Annotated in this window: 14 protein-coding genes; 8 read left to right on the plus strand and 6 right to left on the minus strand. The window is 72.0% G+C overall.

Annotated features, from left to right (window positions below; genetic code table 11):
* Window positions 1-116: 116 nt before the first annotated feature.
* Window positions 117-2,201: a YhgE/Pip domain-containing protein gene (locus FB047_RS12675; protein WP_136587573.1), complete on the minus strand. Its 2,085-nt coding sequence runs from the start codon at window positions 2,199-2,201 to the stop codon at window positions 117-119.
* Window positions 2,198-5,086 carry an MMPL family transporter gene (locus tag FB047_RS12680; protein WP_136587574.1) on the minus strand — a complete coding sequence of 963 codons (2,889 nt, stop codon included), beginning with the start codon at window positions 5,084-5,086 and terminating at the stop codon, window positions 2,198-2,200. The genes FB047_RS12675 and FB047_RS12680 overlap by 4 nt, the downstream gene beginning before the upstream one ends.
* 117 nt (window positions 5,087-5,203) lie before the next feature.
* On the opposite strand from FB047_RS12680, the gene FB047_RS12685 reads away from it, so the two are divergent.
* Window positions 5,204-5,830, plus strand: a complete 627-nt coding sequence (locus FB047_RS12685) for a TetR/AcrR family transcriptional regulator (RefSeq protein ID WP_136587575.1) — start codon at window positions 5,204-5,206, stop codon at window positions 5,828-5,830.
* On the opposite strand, the gene FB047_RS12690 is transcribed toward FB047_RS12685, so the two are convergent.
* Entirely contained in the window at window positions 5,817-6,812 is a 996-nt protein-coding gene (locus tag FB047_RS12690; protein ID WP_136587576.1) for an o-succinylbenzoate synthase, read from the minus strand. The two genes, FB047_RS12685 and FB047_RS12690, sit on opposite strands and share 14 nt — an antisense overlap.
* 16 nt (window positions 6,813-6,828) lie before the next feature.
* On the minus strand, window positions 6,829-7,011 hold the full coding sequence (locus FB047_RS12695; protein ID WP_136587577.1) for a hypothetical protein: 183 nt from the start codon (window positions 7,009-7,011) through the stop codon (window positions 6,829-6,831).
* A gap of 93 nt (window positions 7,012-7,104) precedes the next feature.
* On the opposite strand from FB047_RS12695, the gene FB047_RS12700 reads away from it, so the two are divergent.
* Together FB047_RS12700 and FB047_RS12705 are read left to right on the plus strand one after the other, a co-directional pair.
* Window positions 7,105-7,902 (plus strand): LLM class F420-dependent oxidoreductase, encoded by a 798-nt coding sequence (locus FB047_RS12700; protein WP_136587578.1) that lies wholly within the window; start codon window positions 7,105-7,107, stop codon window positions 7,900-7,902.
* 27 nt (window positions 7,903-7,929) lie between these two features.
* The gene (locus FB047_RS12705) at window positions 7,930-9,504 is read left to right on the plus strand and encodes an RCC1 domain-containing protein (protein WP_136587579.1); all 1,575 of its coding nucleotides are present in this window, start codon (window positions 7,930-7,932) and stop codon (window positions 9,502-9,504) included.
* A 14-nt stretch (window positions 9,505-9,518) separates the two neighbouring features.
* Here the strand turns inward: FB047_RS12705 and FB047_RS12710 are convergent, their stop codons facing one another.
* A complete protein-coding gene (locus FB047_RS12710; RefSeq protein WP_136587580.1) occupies window positions 9,519-9,698 on the minus strand; it encodes a hypothetical protein in 180 nt (59 codons plus the stop codon).
* A 105-nt stretch (window positions 9,699-9,803) separates the two neighbouring features.
* Between FB047_RS12710 and FB047_RS12715 the strand changes: the two genes are divergently transcribed.
* From FB047_RS12715 to FB047_RS12725, 3 genes are read left to right on the plus strand one after another with little or no spacing between them, the layout of a single operon-like run.
* Window positions 9,804-10,706 (plus strand): 1,4-dihydroxy-2-naphthoyl-CoA synthase, encoded by a 903-nt coding sequence (locus FB047_RS12715; RefSeq protein ID WP_136587581.1) that lies wholly within the window; start codon window positions 9,804-9,806, stop codon window positions 10,704-10,706.
* A gap of 16 nt (window positions 10,707-10,722) precedes the next feature.
* The gene (locus FB047_RS12720; RefSeq protein WP_136587582.1) at window positions 10,723-11,874 is read left to right on the plus strand and encodes an AMP-binding protein; all 1,152 of its coding nucleotides are present in this window, start codon (window positions 10,723-10,725) and stop codon (window positions 11,872-11,874) included.
* Window positions 11,875-11,885: 11 nt separating this feature from the next.
* Window positions 11,886-12,857 (plus strand): 1,4-dihydroxy-2-naphthoate polyprenyltransferase, encoded by a 972-nt coding sequence (locus FB047_RS12725; RefSeq protein ID WP_136587583.1) that lies wholly within the window; start codon window positions 11,886-11,888, stop codon window positions 12,855-12,857.
* A 57-nt stretch (window positions 12,858-12,914) separates the two neighbouring features.
* Here FB047_RS12725 and FB047_RS12730 read toward each other — a convergent pair whose 3' ends face one another.
* A complete protein-coding gene (locus FB047_RS12730; RefSeq protein ID WP_136587584.1) occupies window positions 12,915-13,238 on the minus strand; it encodes a DUF4229 domain-containing protein in 324 nt (107 codons plus the stop codon).
* 109 nt (window positions 13,239-13,347) lie between these two features.
* On the opposite strand from FB047_RS12730, the gene FB047_RS12735 reads away from it, so the two are divergent.
* Window positions 13,348-13,773, plus strand: coding sequence for a PLD nuclease N-terminal domain-containing protein (locus tag FB047_RS12735; RefSeq protein ID WP_136587585.1), 426 nt, complete (start codon window positions 13,348-13,350; stop codon window positions 13,771-13,773).
* Complete coding sequence (gene menD / locus FB047_RS12740; protein ID WP_136587586.1) at window positions 13,664-15,574, plus strand: 2-succinyl-5-enolpyruvyl-6-hydroxy-3-cyclohexene-1-carboxylic-acid synthase; 1,911 nt, start codon at window positions 13,664-13,666, stop codon at window positions 15,572-15,574. The genes FB047_RS12735 and menD overlap by 110 nt, the downstream gene beginning before the upstream one ends.
* The last annotated feature ends 2 nt before the right edge of the window (window positions 15,575-15,576 follow it).

Raw genomic sequence — 15,576 nt, forward strand, 5'->3', positions numbered from 1 at the left:
GGGGCACGGGCGCGCGGCCCGGGCACGCGGGAGCGTGGTCAGGCGCGCGAGTGTCCAGAACACCCGGACGTTCGAGGAATTCGTCCGGGTGTTGTGGACACTCGACCCTGCGGGACCTACGCGGGCTGGGCGGCGGTCTTCGCGGAGGTCGTGCGGCGGCGCACCACGATCAGCGTCGTGACGATCAGCGACAGCACGGCCCACACGACGAATCCGGCGAGGCCGGCCCCGACTCCACCGGCCGACGACAGGGCGCCGAGCATCGCCTGGTACGCCGGAGCCGTCGGCAGGAGGGATGCCGCGGCGGCCAGCGCCGGAGGCACGGTCGAAACGATGCTCGCTCCCAGCGCCAGCGCCCCGATCACGGCGGCGATCCAGCGACCCGCGCCCCCGAACACCGCGACCAGGGCCTGGTGCACGGCCGCGAAGGCGATGCCGGCCGCGACGCACACGAGGGCGAACATCGCCCAGTCGCCCCAGTCGTACTTCGAGGCGATCTGCACCACCCCGGCCACCAGCAGACCCTGCACGGCGCCGACGAGGGCTGCGGGGGCGAAGCCGCGTAGGGCCACGAGAGCCGACGGGCGGCGGCTGGTGAGGGCGCGCGCCGACACGGCCTGGAACGCCACGAACGAGGCGAGCCCGCCGAACCACAGCACGGCCATCGCCAACAGGGGGACGGCCGCGAGGCCGAACAGCGAGTCGTCGGCGCCGGTCGCCGACACCGGATCGGCCACGACGTCGGCGAGCGTGGTCGCCTGGCTGTCGGTGTAGGTCGGCAGCTGCGCGACGGCCGAGTCCAGCCCGTCGGCGAGCGACGAGGTGCCGCTCGCGACCTGGCTCACGCCGTCGGCGAGTTTGCCGGCGCCGTCTTCGGCTCCGGAGGCCCCGGATGCCAGCTGCGCGGCGCCCGAACTCAGGGTCGCGGCGCCCGCGCCGAGCTTCGTCGTCCCGTCGGCGAGCTGGGTCGCACCGGTGGCGATGCCGTCCATTCCGCCGGCGAGCGTGCCGAGACCGGTCGCCGCCTCGCGGGCGCCGCCGGCGAGGCCGGTCGCGCCGTCGGCGAGCTGCTGGTTGGCGTCGGCGATGGCGCGGATGCCGGCGGGGAGCTGGGCGGCCTGTCCGGCCAGATCGCCGATCCGCGTGACCGTGTCGGTCGCCTGGCCGAGAGAGGCTGCGGCGGCGGCCGCCGCATCGCGCAGGGCCTGGCACTGCTCCGGTGTTCCCGTGCACTCCGCCGCCGCCTTCTGCAGGGCGTCGTTCGCATCGACCAGGGCCTTGTTGACCTGCGGGGCCGCGTCGGCGAGCTTCTGCGCGTCGTCGGCGAAGCCCGGGGGGATCTGGTCGGCGAGACCGTTGATCCGCGTCGCGAGCTCCTGGTTGCCGGCGGCGATGCCGTCGGCCCCGGTCGCGAGCTTGTCCACGCCCGCGGCGGCGTCCCGCGTTCCGCTCGCGAGGGCCGTCGACCCCGAGGCCAGCTTCGAGGCGCCGTCGGCGAGCGGGCCGGTCCCGGCCGCGATCTGAGCGGCCCCGTCGGCGACGCCCGCGGCTCCGGTGGAGAGCTGTCCGAGACCGTCGCGCAGGTCGCCCGCCCCCGTCGCGGCCTGCGAGGCCCCGTCGGCCAGCTGGTGCGCGCCGCTCGCGGCGGAGCCGAGCTGATCGCTCAGCGTGGTGAAGCCGAGGAAGACGTTCTTCAGGTACTGCGACGACAGCTCGCCGCCGTAGACGCTGGTCGCGGTGGTGGCCAGCGCCGAGGTGATGGCTCCATCGACGACGCGCGCGTCCGGGGCCGTCTGCACGCCGATCGTCGCCTTGACCGGCGTCTCGCCCGGCCGCGTCGAGAGCGAGGCGGCCGTGAAGTTCTCAGGGATCGTCACGACGGCCGTGTACGTTCCATCGGCGAGGCCTGCGGCGGCATCCTCGTCGTTCGAGATGACCCAGTCGATGTTGCTCGACTGGTCGTCGGCGCCCTTGACGAGACCGCCGGTGAGCTGTCGACCGAGCGGGACGAGCTGGCCGTTCAGTTCGACCGCCTTGTCGTCGTTGACGATCGCGGCGGTGATGTTCTCGAGCCGGTCGGTGGGGTTGTACAGCGCACCGACCAGGATGCCGCCGATCACGGCGGGCAGCAGGAGCACGCCGATGAGCGTGAGCCAGGTGACGGGGCGGCGCGAGCGGGAGCGCTCGACGGGGAGAGTCATGCGAACACCTCGGAGAGATCGGCGAAGGTTTCGGGTTCGGTGCGGTGCCGTCGCGGCGTGGGCAGGGGCAGGGAGACCACGTCGGGGCGGTGCGCCTCCGACAGCAGGGCGAGGGCGCGGCGTTCGTCGCGGGCCGACACGACGAGCGTGAAGGGCGACGATGCGTCTCCCGCCCGCTCGCGGGCCTCGACCGCGGCGCGGCGGAGCACATGCGCGACGTCGTCGCGGGCGTCGTCGTCGAGGCGGTCGATGTCGGAGACGACGACGATGCGCGTTCCGCGGGCGACGGCCTGGGCCACGTCCGCCTCGGCGGTGGAGGGGTCGTCGAGGAGGGCGACACCGACGCGGGCGCGCACGGCACCGGCGCGTTCGGGCACCAGCAGTCCGTCGACGCGGAGCTTGCCCTCGATCTTCGACAGGCGACCGGCGAGGGCGAGGAGGAGCGTGCGCGTGGTGCGGGTCTCTCCCGTCACCAGCAGCGTGCCGCCGTAGCCCAGGCGCAGCGACACGTCGCGGAACACCGGCTCCTCGGCATCCGACGAGACGGATGTCTGCAGATCGTCGGCGGCGATCGCCATCGCGGGCTCGGCCGGCCAGTCGGTGAGGTGCACCTCCCGCTCGACCGCCTCGCCCTCGACGTCGAGCTTGGGCAGGATGCGGTCGAGCCAGCGCGGCATCCACCACGCCTTCGCGCCCAGCAGCGCAAGGATCGCCGGCACGAGCGTCATGCGCACGAGGAACGCGTCGACGGCGACCCCGACGGCGAGCCCCAGGGCGATGGGCTTCAGGCTCGAGTCACCCTCGGGGACGAACGCCACGAAGACCGCGAACATGATCACGGCCGCCGCCACGACGACGCGGGCGGATGCCGAGAAGCCGCTGCGGACCGCGCCGAGCGCCACCTCGCGGGGCGTGCGTCCGTCGCGTTTCGCGTGCACGTAGTCCTCGCGCATGCGCGAGACGAGGAAGACCTGATAGTCCATCGCGAGGCCGAAGAGCACACCCATCACGACGATGGGCATGAAGCTGATGATCGGTCCGACCTTGGCCACGTGCAGGGCGTCGGCGAACCACCCCCACTCGAACACGGCCGCGACGACGCCGAACGAGGCGGCGACCGACAGCAGGTACCCGCCGGCGGCGGTGAGCGGCACCCAGATCGAGCGGAACACGATCATCAGCAGCACGAGCGACAGGCCCACGACGAACAGGCCGAAGGGCAGGAGGGCGGCGCCCAGCTGATCGGAGATGTCGATCGTGACCGCGGTGTAGCCGGTGACGAGCAGGCGCACGCCGAACTCGTCGTACAGGCGGTCCTCCTGGGCGCGCAGCTCGCGCACGAGGTCGGCGGTGCGGGGGTCGTCGGGGGCCGTTTCGGGGACGATCTGCACGATGCCGGTGTCGGCGGTCTCGTTCGGCGTCGCCAGGGCCACCTCGGCCACGCCGGGGATCTTGGCGATCTCGTCGCCGATGTCGGTCATGAGGTTCAGCGGGTCGTTGGAGGTGACGATCGTCCCCGTCATGATGAGGGGGCCGTTCGCGCCCGGACCGAAGTACTCGTCGGTCAGCTCGTACGCGACGCGGGCCTCGTCGCCCTGGGGCAGCTGTCCCGCGTTGGGGAGGGTCAGCGCGAGGGAGGCGGCGGGGATCGCCGTGACGCCGAGCACGCCGATCACGGCGACGGTGGTGACCACCGGATGCCGGGTGACCAGGCCCACCCAGCGCTTGGCGGGGCCGTTGCGCTGGGCCCGCACGGCCGCCGTCGAGGCGCGACGCACGCTCTCGGCCGCGGCCTCTTCGGCGGCGGCGGCGTCGTCTTCGGCGGTCGCCGTGCGCGAGCGCTTCTTCGGGCGCTTGTAACCCCATCCGACCACGCGCTGTCCGGCGAACCCGAGGAAGGCCGGGGTCAGGGTCAGCCCGACGCACACCGCGATCGCGACCGCGACGGAGGCGGCGATGCCCATGGTGGTGAGGAAGGGGATGCCGGCGAAGCCGAGGCCGATGAGAGCGATGAGCACCGTGATGCCGGCGAAGACCACGGCCGAGCCGGCGGTGCCGACGGCGCGCGCGGTGGACTCCTCGGGGTCCATGCCGGCTCTCGTCTGGTCCTGATGTCGCGACACGATGAAGAGGGCGTAGTCGATGCCGACCGCCAGGCCCAGCATCACCGCCAGCAGCGGCGTCGTCGACGACACCGTGGCGAATCCGGTCGCGATGAAGATGAGCGCGATCGAGAGGGCGACGCCGAGGATCGCGGTGGCCAGCGGCATCCCGGCCACGAGGAACGAGCGGAACGTCACCATCAGCACGAGGGCGGCGATCAGCACGCCGAGGGCTTCGGTGAGGGAGGCGCCGGGGATCTCGGTGGCGAAGAGCTGGCCGCCCAGCACCGCCTGCGAGCCGGCGGGAAGGGCGTCGCCGAGGGCGGTGGCGGCCTCGCGGAGTCCGTCTTCGGTGGCCTGGGGCACCTCGGTGGATTCGCCGGAGAACTGGATGCGCACGATCGCGGCGCGCTGATCGTCGGAGATGCCGCCCGAGATGCGGGAGTCGTAGGGGTCGGTCACGGCTTCGACGAAGTCGAGCCCGCCGACGTCGGTCGTGGTCTTCTGCACGGCGTCCTGGTAGGCCGGGTCCGTGACCTTCGCCCCGTCGGCCGAGACGACGATGATCTCGGCGCTCGCGCCGCTCACCTGGGGGAACGTGCGGCCCAGCATCTCGAGGCCCGCCTGCGACTCGGTACCCGGGATCGTGAAGGTGTTGTCGGTGCCCTTGGCGAACAGGGCGACGCCGCCTCCGGCGAGAACGAGCACGAGCAGCCACGCGGTCAGGACGCGCCACGGGTGGCGGAACGACCAGCGACCCAGGGTGTACAGGAATGTCGACACGGCGGCTCCCACGATCGGTGAACGGGTCGATACATCACCGTATCGGATACATCAATGTATCGTAGTCGGAGCGGGCGAGGTCGAACCTGGATTTCGCCCCAGAAAGAGAGGCAGCGGATGAGCGATTCCGCCCCCGCGACGACGCGCCGTCGCGAGAACACGCGCACCCGTCTCATGGATGCCGCCGCCGAGATGTTCGCCGAGATCGGCATCGAGGCCTCGTCGGTCGAGGCCATCTGCGAGCGCGCCGGATTCACACGCGGCGCCTTCTACTCCAACTTCGCCTCCAAGGAGGAGCTCTTCCTCGCACTGTGCGCGCGATCCGCCGAGGTGACCGTCGCGATGGTGCGCGAACGCGTCACCTCGATCGAGGATCGCGGCCTGGATGCCACGGGCGAGGTCCTCCAGCTCGTGCAGGAGGTGCTCGAGGTCGCCGGCGACGACCGGCTCGACGTGCTGCTCGCCGCAGAGATCCGCGTGCAGGCGCTGCGCAGCCCGGAGTTCGCGGAGGCGTATCTCGCGCTGAACCGTGCGTTGAGCGTCAGCGTGACGCAGCTGGTGCGCGACATCGCCCACGCGCGCGGGCTCTCGCTGCGCGTTCCGGCCGAGATGGCGACCGAACTGCTGCTGTCCGGGTGGGTGACGACCGCCGAGACGGCGCTCATGACGCGTCAGAACGCGACGGACACCCGCGCCGCGCTCGGCGAGCGCCTCGAGCAGCTCGTGCGGCTCATCCTCGAGTGAGCACCCCGTAGCACCGGCTCAGGCGCGCGATCCACCAGTCGCGTCGTTCCTCGTCGGCGGCGACGCGGTCGAGGTCGGCGCCGGAGGGGCGCGGACGCTCCAGGCTCAGCATCCCGTCCCGGGCGACGAGGGGGGATGCCACGACGTCGGCGGTGAACAGCGACGCGGTACCCAGACCGCAGTCGTAGGGCAGCTCCGGCAGCGACGCCGCGAGAGCCGCCCCCATCGACAGGCCGATCGAGGTGTCGAGCGCGCTCGAGACGACCACCGGGAGCCCCGCCTGCCGCACGATCTCGCGCGCCGCGTGGAGGCCGCCGAGGGGCTGCGCCTTGATCACGAGCAGATCGGCGGCCCCGCTGCGCGCGACCCGCAGGGGATCGGCCGCCTTGCGGACGCTCTCGTCGGCGGCGATCGGGATGTCGAGGTAGGCGATGCGCTCCCGCAGCTGCGCGAGCTCGTCGACCTCGGTGCACGGCTGCTCGACGTACTCCAGGTCGAACTCGGCGAGGGCGTGCACCGCTCTCTCGGCCTCGTCGACGTTCCACGCGGCGTTGGCGTCGATGCGCACGCGCCCCTCGGGGCCCATGCTCTCGCGCACCGCCCGCACCCGCGCGACGTCGTCAGCGAGGGTCTGACCGGCCTCGCCGACCTTCACCTTGACCGTTCGGCATCCGTCGTAGCGCTCCAGGATGCCGCGCACCTGGCCCGCGGGCACCGCCGGCATCGTGGCGTTGACGCCGATGCGGTCGCGGACCGGGAGGGGAGAGGGGGACCACCCGTAATCGAGGGCGGCGCCGAGCCAGGTCGCCGCCTCGTCGTCGCCGTACTCGACGAACGGGGAGAACTCCGTCCACCCCTCCGGCCCCTCGAAGACGACCGCCTCGCGGACATGGATGCCGCGGAAGCGGGCAGCCAAGGGGAGCGAGACGACGCGCGCGGTGGCGAGGACGTCGGCGAGCGTGGGGAGGGCGACGGTGCTCATGCCCTCATCATGGCGCTCAGCGGTGATTCGGGGCCGGTGGCCCGCCGGGGAGGAATTTCTGCCGCTCGTCGCTGTATGACGACGACAGATCCCGCTGGTGGTCGAGGGACTCCATCGCCCCCTCGAACTCCGCTCGCGTGCGGCGCGGGCCGAACAGGTAATCCCGCAGTCGCGAGAGCTTCGACATCTTCTTCGTCATGATGACTCCGATCGTCTGGCCTCTCCACGCTACGTGGCCGCGAGCGTGCCGTCCACCCGTCCCGCCGTCCGGGCACGGGCATAGGCTGACGCCATGCTCTTCGACACTCCGGTGCGGCTCGGCGTCCAGATCCAGCCGCAGCACGTGCAGTACTCCGACATCCGCGACGCCGTCCTCCGTCTCGAGGAGATGGGCGTCGACGTCCTGTTCAACTGGGACCACTTCTTCCCGCTCTACGGCGACCCCGACGGGGAGCACTTCGAGGCGTGGACCATGCTGGCCGCCTGGGCCGAGCAGACCGAGCGGGTCGAGTTCGGCGCCCTCGTCAACTGCAACAGCTACCGCAACGCCGACCTGCAGGCCGACATGGCGCGCACCGTCGACCACATCAGCAAGAAGGGCGGCGACGCCGGTCGCTTCATCTTCGGCACCGGTTCGGGCTGGTTCCAGCGCGACTACGACGAGTACGGCTACGAGTTCGGCACCGCGGGCTCGCGGCTGAACGCCCTCGCGACCGACCTCGATCGCATCGCCGCGCGCTGGTCGAAGCTCAACCCCGCCCCCACCCGCGAGATCCCCGTCATGATCGGCGGCAAGGGCGAGCAGAAGACGTTGCGCATGGTCGCCCGTCACGCCCACATCTGGCACAGCTTCGTCGCGCCCGACGAACTGCCGCACAAGTTCGACGTCATCCGGACGTGGGCCGAGACCGAGCAGCGCGACCTGTCCGACCTCGTCGTCTCGAACGAGCTCAAGGACCGCGACGAGGACGTCGCGGACGCGCTGTTCGACGCCGGCACCCGCCTGTTCACGCTCGGTTTCTCGGGCCCCGAGTGGGACTACTCGCTCGTCGAGCGCTGGCTGCGCTGGCGCGACGCCAAGAACGCCTGACGCGAGTCGCCCGCGCGTCGAGCATGTATGCGCGCGAATCCGGATGAAAGAAGGCGCACAAAGGGTGAATTGAGGGCCCTCGGCTCGAGTGGCGGTCTCCTCTTCGAAGCAGGGTGGAGAACAACGTCGTCGACTCTGGAGCTGATCATGCCGAATGCACTCGATACCCATTCCGCCCCGGTCCTTTCTCGTCGTGCACTCATCGGTACTGCTGCATGGTCGGTGCCCGTCGTGGCGGTTTCCGCGGCTGTGCCCGCCCATGCCGCGACCTCGACGGTGCCCCTCGTCTCGGTGACGTCCCCCGACAACACGGTCCCGGCCTCGGGTGGCACGCGCATCACGACGACAGTGCGGACAGCCCAAGGGCAGCCCCGCGCCGGTCAGGCGGTATCGCTCACCGGCCCGACCGGTTCGACGATCGCCGCCCCCAACGGCACCACAGACGGAGCCGGACAGTACGCGACAGACTTCGATCTGCACGACAACTGGGCTTATCCGGGCAGCACCGCCACCATCACCGCGCTGTCCGGTGGCGACTCGGGCTTCGGGGCCTTCACGGTGGTGGGGGCGAACCTGGTGCAGTGCACGACGAGCAACGGCTCTTTCTCACAGAGCCAGATGCCCCTCAACTTCCCCTCGCCCGTGGTCCAGTACGCGTCGGCACTGACGTGGCATTTCGCGATCCTCGCCGACGGCAGCCTGTGGGCCCGTGACCGTCGCACCGGCGGCGCGTTCACCCGGCAGACCGGGGTCTCCGACGTGGTGTCGCTTGCGGCCTGCACGAATTTCAACGGCACGTACTGGGTTCTGCGCCGAGACGGGACCGTCTGGGCGTGGGGCGGCAACACGCACGGGCAGTTGGGCGACGGGACCACCAACGACCGCTGGACGCCCGCCCCGGTCCCCGGGCTGACAGACGTGGTGAAGATCTCTGCGACGACCTTCTGCCTGTTCGCGCTCAAGAGCGACGGCACGTCGTGGGCGCTCGGGGGGAACTTCATCGCCGGCCGCGCGGGAGTCGGCTCGACGGTCGACACCATCCCCGTCACCCAGCAGGCGAACGGTACGGACGTGGTCGATATCGTCGGGCGCCCCTCCCTCGGGGGGATGTTCCTGAAGGCCGACGGAACGGTCTGGATGTGGGGCAGTAGCGTGCGCGGGTACAGCGGTATGGGATCGACCAGCCAGACGGCACAGACGTCGCCCGTGCAGGTTCCCGGGTTGTCCGACATCGCCTCGATCACGATCGGGATGGGCGCGGTGGATTGGAACAGCGCGACGATGTTCGTCCTCGACAAGAACGGAAACGCGTGGGGCTGGGGTGACAACTACACGGGCGTCCTCGGCGCGAACTTCTCGGGGGACCGTGCGCTGAGTCCCGTTCCTCTCGCGGGATTGTCGGGGGCGACGCAGCTCGCCGTCAACAACGGTATGGCGTTCGCACTCATGCCGGACGGGACCGTCAAGGGATGGGGCAATGGGCTCAGGACGCCGACATCGGTCGCAACCCCACGCCCCGTCACGTCTTTGCAGCAGGTCTGCAACGCCTCCGCGTATGACACGACGCTGAGCTACATCTCCGGACCGGCCGCGGGCTCCTGAAAGGGAAGAGGCGGCTACGGCTTGAACTGCGCTCCGCCGGACGTGCCCGTCCAGTTTCTCGCGGCTTCACCGGCGTAGTACGCGGACTCGCTCTGATGGTTCAGCGAGCGGCGGGCGTCCTCGGACGCATCGTGCGGGGGTGCGCCCAGGAAGTACTCCCGGATGCGGCCAAAAATCGACACCTTCTTCGTCATGATGGCTCCGATCGTCGGGGTGCCCACGCTACGACGCCCGCCCGGAGGGTGTCCAGTGCGCCTCGTTCCCGTCCGTCGCCGAGCGGCCGCGCGTAGGCTGAAACCGTGACCGTCTCCGAGCTCTTCGACCCCGCGGAATGGACCCTGGCGCCCGGCGCCGAGGACTACACCGACATCACCGCCCACGTCACCCACGACGGTCGCGTCGCGCGCATCGCGTTCGACCGCCCCGAGGTGCGCAACGCGTTCCGCCCGCACACCGTCGACGAGCTGTACCGCGCCCTCGACATCGCGCGGCAGGACCACCGCATCGGCGTCGTGCTGCTGACCGGCAACGGACCCAGCCCGAAGGACGGCGGCTGGGCGTTCTGCTCGGGCGGCGACCAGCGCATCCGCGGGCGCGACGGCTACAAGTACTCTCATGAAGAGCACGTCGTTCACGACCCGGGCCGCGCGGGACGCCTGCACATCCTCGAGGTGCAGCGCCTGATCCGTTTCATGCCGAAGGTCGTCATCGCCGTGGTCCCCGGGTGGGCGGCCGGCGGCGGCCACTCCCTCAATGTCGTCTGCGACCTGTCGATCGCCAGTCGCGAGCACGGTCGCTTCAAGCAGACGGATGCCGACGTCGGCTCGTTCGACGCCGGCTACGGTTCCGCGTACTTCGCGCGTCAGATCGGGCAGAAGTTCGCCCGCGAGATCTTCTTCCTGGCCGAGGAGTACTCCGCCGAGCGCGCCTACGAGATGGGGGCGGTGAACCGGGTCTTCGCGCACGCGGAGCTCGAGCGGGAGGCGCTGGCGATGGCCCGCACGATCCTCACCAAGTCGCCCACGGCGATCCGCATGCTCAAGTACGCCTTCAACGCCGTCGACGACGGGCTCGTCGGCCAGCAGCTGTTCGCCGGGGAGGCCACGCGCCTCGCCTACGGCACCGACGAGGCCGTCGAGGGCCGCGACTCCTTCCTCGAGAAGCGCGAGCCCGACTGGTCCGACGTGCCGTGGCACTACTGAGCGCCGGGGCCGCCGCGTGAGGCTCGAGGCGCCGGCATCCCAGGATCCGCGCGACGTCCTGCGCGCGCTGCGCGCCGCCGTGCTCGGGGCGGGACCGGCCGTCGCGCTCGGTGCGGGCGGACGGGTCGACGAGGTGCCGTCGGGGACCGCCGTCGTCGTGACCACCTCCGGTTCGACCGGGGTGCCGAAGTCGGTGATCCTCTCGCGCAACGCCCTCATCGCGAGCGCCTACGCGACCGCCGCCCGCATCGGCGAGGGGGCGTGGCTCCTCGCCGTTCCGGCGACGTACGTTGCGGGCGTCCAGGTGCTCGTGCGCGCCCTGCTCGCCGATCGCGAGCCGGCCGTGGTCGCGGGGCCCTTCCGCCCCGAGCCGTTCGCCGCGGCTGCTCTCGGCATGGCCTCGCACGAGAACGGTGCGCGCGTCCCGACGTACACCTCGCTCGTCCCGGCGCAGTTGCAGCGACTCCTGGATGCCGCCGAGACCGACGCCACCGTGACCGATGCGCTGCGGTCGTTCGAGGCGATCCTCATCGGCGGGCAGGCCCTCGCCCCCGCGGTCGCGGAGCGAGCGCACGCCCTGGGAGCGCGGATCGTCCGCACCTACGGATCGAGCGAGACGAGCGGGGGATGCGTGTATGACGGCCTGCCCCTCGACGGCGTCGACGTCACCATCGTCGACGGCGAGGTGCGACTGTCGGGACCGATGCTCGCCGAGGGCTACCTCGGCGACCCCGAGCGCACGGCATCCGTCTTCCCCACCGCCGCCGACGGAACCCGGTGGTACCGCACCGGCGACGGGGGAGAGATCGTCGAGGGCGTGCTGCGGGTGACCGGGCGACTCGACAACGTCATCGTCTCGGGCGGGGTGAACGTCTCGCTCGATCGGGTCGAGGCCGCCGTCCGTGGCGTGGCCGGCCTCGAAGAAGCGGTGGTCGTGCCCGTCCCGGATGCCGAGTGGGGCCAGGGATCCGCGGTCGTCGTGCCGGGCCTCTGGCCCGACGACGAAGGCGCCGTCCTCGAGCGGGTGCGCGCCGTGGTCGGCGCGGCGGTGGGCGCCCCCGCGCGCCCGGCGCGGGTGGTCGCCGTCGCCGAGCTCCCGACGCTGTCGTCGGGCAAGCCCGATCGCGCGGCCCTGCGCGCGGCGCTCGGGCACGACCCGCGGGCATAGGATTGCCCTCCGTGGCAGCACCCTCTCGCAAGCGTTCGCACCCGGCCAAGAAGCGTCGACCCGGCGGCAACCCGCAGAAGGCGAAGGCGGGCGCCCCGCAGGCCGCGGCTCCGGCCACCGCGCGCGACTGGATCGCGGCGGCCCGCCTGCGCACGCTGCCCCTCGCCATCACGCCGGTGCTCATCGGCACGGGGGCGGCGACGCTCGTCGACGAGCAGCTCCATTGGGTGATCGCCCTCGCCTGCCTCGCGGTCGCCTTCGCGCTGCAGATCGGTGTCAACTACGCCAACGACTACTCCGACGGCATACGCGGCACCGACGACGTGCGCGTGGGCCCCGGACGACTGACCGGGGGCAAGAAGGCGAAGCCGCGCACCGTGCTGCTCGTCGCCCTGGCGTTCTTCGCGCTCGCCGCGGTGATCGGCCTCGCCCTGGTCATCCGCACGGGACAGTGGTGGCTCCTCGCCGTCGGCGCGGTCTGCATCGTCGCGGCGTGGTTCTACACCGGCGGCAAGCGCCCGTACGGTTACAACGCCATGGGCGAGCTGTTCGTGTTCGTGTTCTTCGGCCTGGTCGCGACCCTCGGCACGACGTGGCTGCAGGTGCGCTCCCTGCCGCAGGAGGCGTGGTTCGGCGCGGTGGCCGCGGGGCTGCTCGCGTGCGCGGTGCTGCTGGCCAACAACCTGCGCGACATCGACCAGGACCGCCTCGCCGGCAAGCGCACGCTGTCGGTGCTGATCGGTCGGCGCCCCACGCAGGTGCTGTTCACGCTGTTCGTTCTCATCCCCTTCGCGATCGCCGTGTTCCTCGCGTTCGTCTACCCGATCGCGTGGCTCACCCTGATCGCGCTGCTGGGCGGACTGGCCGCGATCCTCATCGTGTGGACGTACCGGACGCCGCGCGAGCTCATCACGGCCCTGCAGGTGACGAGCTTCACCTCGGTGGCCTACGGCGCGCTGCTGTTCTGGGCGTTCGCGGGCTGACGGCCCCGCTGCGCCGGCAGCGTCGCAGCGCGCGCGGATGACGCGGGAGGCCGGGCCTCAGCCCGCCGCGGGGCGGTGATCGCCGCTGTCGTCGGGCCGGGTGGCATCCACCACCGCGTCCTCGGCGTCGGCGTCGGCGTCGGCGCCGGAACGGCGACCCGTCGTCGCGCGCTGGGCACGACGCTCGGCGAGACCGCCCGTGACCTTCTCAAGGGGACGGCGCAGGAACAGCAGCGACAGGCTGAAGCCGATGAGCGCCGCGAAGATCGCGGCGAGCCACGGCAGCTCCCGGAAGACAGGGAAGAGCAGAAGGATGCCGAGGGGCACGAGGAAGGCGAGCAATCGCAGCACCGTGTAGACGAGGGCCGAACGAGCACGCATTGCTTCATTCTACGGCGGCGCCGGCGCGGCCCCTCCGCGGTCGTTCGACGGTGGGCGAAGGCTCGCGGTCTCCGGGCCCCCGTCCAGCCGCCGCACGTAGAATCAGTCCATGGCACGGCTGCTTCTCATCCTGGCGCTCGTGGCGGTCCTGTTCTGGGTCTACACGATCGTCGATTGCGCTGTGCAACCCCCCTCTCGTCACCGCGGGGTGAGCAAGCCGGCGTGGCTGGCCATCGTCATCCTGCTCCCGGTGCTCGGCGGCATCCTGTGGTTCGCGATCGGCCGCGGCCGTGCGAGCCAGACGGTCGTGCGGCGGGCGCCCGATGACGACCCCGAGTTCCTCGGACGCATGACGGCCTCGGCCCGAGCCGAGCAGGACGAGCGCATCCGCCGCCTCGAAGAAGAGCTCGCGCAGCTCGACGCCGATGCCGACGACCCGCCCCGTCCGCCGCGCACCACCGACCCGGGCGACACCCCCGGCAGCGGAAAGCCCGGCGACGACGACACCCGCGGTCAGCGCGGCACCGTCGGCTGAGCCCGTCGTGACCTCGCCGAACGACCGCTCCGCCGCGCCCGCCACCGACGCGGCGGCCGCCCTTCTCGCGGGTCTCGTGGCCCGCGGCGTCCAGCACATCGTGGTCAGCCCGGGTTCCCGCTCGCAGGCGCTCGCCCTCGTCGCGGCCGAGCTCGAGCGCGCCGGGCTCGTGCGCCTGCACGTGCGCATCGACGAGCGCGTCGCGGGGTTCACGGCGCTCGGCATCGGGCGCGAGACCGGGATGCCGGCCGTCGTCGTGTGCACCTCGGGCACCGCCGTGGCCAACCTCCTCCCCGCCGCTCTCGAAGCCCATCACGCGGGGGTCCCGCTCCTGCTCCTCACCGGGGATCGGCCGCCCGAGCTGCGCGGGGTCGGAGCGAATCAGACCACCCGCCAGCCGGGGCTGTTCCGCTCGGCGACGCGCTTCGAGGCGGATCTCGCCGTGCCGGAGGCCGTCGACCACACCGGCGACGACGCGCAGAGCGTCGCCCTCGACCAGGTCGCCGCCGAGGCGATGGGCGCCTCCCTCGGCGAGGGTGCGCGCGCGGCCGGCCCGGTTCACCTCAACGTGCCCTTCCGCGAGCCGCTCGCCGGCGCGGTGCCGTCGTGGCTGCTCGAGCGGGCGGCATCCCGAGACTCCGACACCGCCGCCGCCGAGGCCGTCATCCCCGATGACGGCGACCTCTCCGGGGCGCTGTACCAGGGTGGGGGCGGCATCGGCATCGCCGACGTCGCGCCGGAGACCGGGGCTGCGCACCCCGTCGCGGCCGGCCCCCGCACCATCGTGGTCGCGGGAGCCGACGCGGGACCCGCCGCGGAGCAGTTCGCGCACGAGGGCGGCTTCCCGCTGGTCGCCGAGATCGTCAGCGGCGCGCGCTTCGGCCGGCACGTGGTGCACGGCTACCGGGCCCTGCTGAGCGACCCCGACCTCGGCGGACGGGTGGAGCGCGTCGTCGTCTTCGGCCGGCCCACCCTCAGCCGCGAGGTGACGCGTCTGCTCATGCGCGACGACGTCGAGATCCTCGCGGTACGCGGTCCGGGCGAACCCGTCAACCTGAACGGCGCGACGACGGCCGTCGACGCCGTCCGGGCGACGGGCACGGACGATCGCGCGTGGCTCGGTGAGTGGATGCGCGCGTCGCGCGACGCCGCGGTCGACCTCTCGCCCCCGGCTCCCGACGCCGAGGGACTGGCCTCCGCGGTCCCCGCCGAACGCCTCGGCGCGATCAACGCCGAGGTCGGCGTCATGCGCGCCCCCGTCGACCGGCCCGCTCTCGTCGACGCGCTGTGGCGGGCCACCTGGCCGCACGACCGCCTGGTGTTCGGTTCGTCGCGCATCGTGCGCGTCGCCGACGAGCTGCTCGGCGGCAAGAAGGTCACCGTGCACTCCAACCGCGGGCTCGCCGGGATCGATGGGACCATCGCGACGGCGACCGGGGTCGCCCTCGCCAGCCAGGTCGACGAACGGCCCGGCGTGACCCGCCTCCTGCTAGGAGACCTCGCGTTCCTGCACGACATGGGCGCGCTGCTGCTGCCTCCCGGCGAGCAGGAGCCGCGCCTGCAGGTCGTCGTCGGCAACGACGGCGGCGGCACGATCTTCGACGGTCTCGAGGTGGCATCCGTCGCCGGTGACGACGCGATGACGCGCGTGCAGTACACCCCGCAGACCGCGCGACTCGAACAGCTCGCCCTCGCCTTCGGGTGGGAGTACCACCGCTGCACCACCCGGGTCGCCCTCGACCAGGTGCTCACCGCCCCGAGCGGGGGACGCCAGCTGATCGAGGTGCCGCTCCCGCGCTGAGA

This window comes from Microbacterium hydrothermale, from assembly GCF_004854025.1.
GTDB classification, from domain to species: domain Bacteria; phylum Actinomycetota; class Actinomycetes; order Actinomycetales; family Microbacteriaceae; genus Microbacterium; species Microbacterium hydrothermale.

Coding starts and splice junctions, on each gene's coding strand:
- FB047_RS12695 (WP_136587577.1), bottom strand. CDS start 7,011: ATGACGAAGAAGATGTCGAAGCTCTCGCGACTGCGGGATTACCTGTTC.
- FB047_RS12710 (WP_136587580.1), bottom strand. CDS start 9,698: ATGACGAAGAAGGTGTCGATTTTTGGCCGCATCCGGGAGTACTTCCTG.
- FB047_RS12705 (WP_136587579.1), top strand. CDS start 7,930: ATGCGCGCGAATCCGGATGAAAGAAGGCGCACAAAGGGTGAATTGAGG.
- FB047_RS12700 (WP_136587578.1), top strand. CDS start 7,105: ATGCTCTTCGACACTCCGGTGCGGCTCGGCGTCCAGATCCAGCCGCAG.
- FB047_RS12735 (WP_136587585.1), top strand. CDS start 13,348: ATGGCACGGCTGCTTCTCATCCTGGCGCTCGTGGCGGTCCTGTTCTGG.
- FB047_RS12685 (WP_136587575.1), top strand. CDS start 5,204: ATGAGCGATTCCGCCCCCGCGACGACGCGCCGTCGCGAGAACACGCGC.
- FB047_RS12730 (WP_136587584.1), bottom strand. CDS start 13,238: ATGCGTGCTCGTTCGGCCCTCGTCTACACGGTGCTGCGATTGCTCGCC.
- menD (WP_136587586.1), top strand. CDS start 13,664: ATGCCGACGACCCGCCCCGTCCGCCGCGCACCACCGACCCGGGCGACA.
- FB047_RS12690 (WP_136587576.1), bottom strand. CDS start 6,812: ATGAGCACCGTCGCCCTCCCCACGCTCGCCGACGTCCTCGCCACCGCG.
- FB047_RS12675 (WP_136587573.1), bottom strand. CDS start 2,201: ATGACTCTCCCCGTCGAGCGCTCCCGCTCGCGCCGCCCCGTCACCTGG.